This is a genomic window from uncultured Nostoc sp. (assembly GCF_964247315.1).
Lineage (GTDB): Bacteria > Cyanobacteriota > Cyanobacteriia > Cyanobacteriales > Nostocaceae > Nostoc.
In genome coordinates, this window is the sequence record NZ_CAXTTT010000109.1 from 23613 (window position 1) to 26024 (window position 2412).

The window sequence follows — 2412 nt, forward strand, 5'->3', positions numbered from 1 at the left end:
TTGACTCAGATGTTCGTTTGCGTGCAGCATCGGCATTGGGAAAGATAGAACAACTCAACCTGAATAATATTGTTGTAATTCTGGATAGCATCTATTACGATGGTCAATCAGAATTTGCACAGTGGCGATTTTTGACATATTTTCTGGGTGGCGGCACTGATGAAGTCAAAACACTGCTCACATGGCTGGGTTTTCCTGAGACTAAAACAATTCCTGCTTCATTAAGCCACGATCGCGGTGATAAAACTCTCAAAATCTTTGCCCAAGCCTGGGAACCGAGTCAAGATTTGGCAAGATTACGCGAAGACTTAGCAAAGCAAATTGCTGTAGTTGCCAGAAAAGTCCATTGGGAACCGCAAGATATTGTTATTTTAGAAACTCACTACAAAAACCTCAAAAATGCAGGATACAACGAAGCTGATTCACTGCAATCGATAATAGTTAACCTCAAAGGTTGGCAGTGGTTTTTTAACGCCAGAATGATAATTTTGATTCACGCTACCTTTTGGCTTGCCCTCATCTTCGCTTATCCCAAATTTCCCCAAGTTCAAGCTATCTTCTTCTGGAATCCTTGGGTAAGGCGCATCTTAGGTGTGGGCTACGTCGGCTTTCTCCTCGCTTGGATTCCCTTTTTTCGCCGCAAGTTATTTGAACCCTTCAAGCCTTCCCTACTAGCCGATGCCGGGTTAGATAATTTTAACCCCGAAGCATACTTTCCAGAATCTAAGGTGAAAGTTCCCAGTGCAGAAGAACCCCAAGCAATTGCCCAGGTGCTACCCAGCATCGCAGGGCAAATAGTCTTAGAAGGTGATTCTGGCTTGGGTAAGTCGATGTTTCTCCGCCATCTGGTGAAAACCTCACCGCGCATTGTGGTTTATTTACCCGCCCGCAAGTGTGACAAGGGGGTAATTGAAGCAATTCAAGCCAAGCTGCACGGGCAAGCACAAGATGCTGATTTTCTCAAAAATTTAATTTACAGTGGTGCATTAGATATCTGCATTGATGGACTCAACGAAGTCACAGCCGACACCAGGGCAAAAATTTGTCAGTTTGTCGAAAGCTATTTCCGGGGTAACATCATCATGACTACCCAGCCCCTAGAGTGGACACCACCCTCAACAGCCAAGATATATAAATTACAGTCCCTTGAGCAAGCCCAAATTCAGCAATTTTTGATTTCCCGTCAGCCACGACTGCCCAAAGATGCTAAAGTTCAGGGTAATAATTACGAGCAAGCCTGCACTAGCTATTTAGCAACAGCCCTCAGCAAGCAGCAATCACCAGAGGAGTTAACTCCTAACCAAAGGGTTCTCTCTAACCCAATGGATTTAACAGTTGTGGCGTTAATGATCTCCCAAGGTGAATACCCCGATTTGTTTCACCTGCAACAACAGCAATATAATTTGATGGCAGCCGAATACCTGCAAGAGTGGAACCAGGAATTTCCCTTAAAAAAATTCTCGGATGCAGTCTATCAAATGCGGCTAAACGATGAGCAAGCGCTACCTGGAGATAAATTTGAGCAGGTAGTACAGTCTTTAGAAGATGAAAAATATAAAATGGTCGTCAGCCGTCAGTGGCAAAACGAAGAAGGTGCAGCCAGGAGAGAATGGTATTTCCGCCACGATAAGATTATGGAATTCTTTTTGGTGCAGAACTTTCTCGGCGAGAAGGATGAAGCTAAAAATCGGCTGATTGACCACATGGGCGACCCCCGTTTTCGCGGTGTATACTTTTTGCTAGTCAACTTACTGCCTTTAGATGCTGCCAAAGAACTGAAGGAAAAATTAATTCAATACGCCGCCGATACCAAAGACCATACTGTGAGTGATACCTTTGTGCAATTGTTGCGGCCAAGGGCGTGATATTAATTCGTAATTCGTAATTGAGAAAGAGACTTTTAAACTGAGGGCAAATTCTTGATTTAATTAAAATCTGACTTTTCACGTCGTGTAGAAAAACTAACGCTAAACCTAATCCCTGAGCAACCTTCCCTACTAGGGAATGGAAGCGAGGTTTTCTAGATAAGAGTGAAAAGTCAGATATTGGAATGAGTGGAAAAAGAAATTGTGTCTGTCCTACCGCCAAGTAGAATCAATGCTCAGTTCACCTAGAACCAAGCTTAATAAATGAAGGCGGAGGAATTAACCACGTCCCCAGTTGCGATCGCGCTCATAGCGATGGTTATTGTCACGCTCATAGCGAAGGTTATTATCGCGCTCATAGCGGTGGTTATTTTCGCGCTCATAACGGCGATTATTGTCACGAATGTAGCGAAGGTTATTTTCGCGTTCATAGCGGCGGTTATTTTCGCGCTCATAACGGCGGTTATTGTCACGCTCATAGCGGCGGTTATGATCGCGCTCATAGCGACGGTTATTTTCGCGCTCATAGCGGCGATTATGATCGCGT

1 protein-coding gene and 1 pseudogene are annotated in these 2412 nt (G+C 44.2%); one reads left to right on the plus strand and one right to left on the minus strand.

Annotated elements, in window-relative coordinates:
* Nucleotides 1–1865, plus strand: a 1865-nt coding sequence (locus ACFE93_RS26515; RefSeq protein WP_375477763.1) for an NACHT domain-containing protein, incomplete at its 5' end; no start/stop codon positions are given.
* Between the two features lie 279 nt (nt 1866–2144).
* Here ACFE93_RS26515 and ACFE93_RS26520 read toward each other — a convergent pair.
* Nucleotides 2145–2412, minus strand: a pseudogene (locus ACFE93_RS26520) (hypothetical protein); the annotation flags it as partial.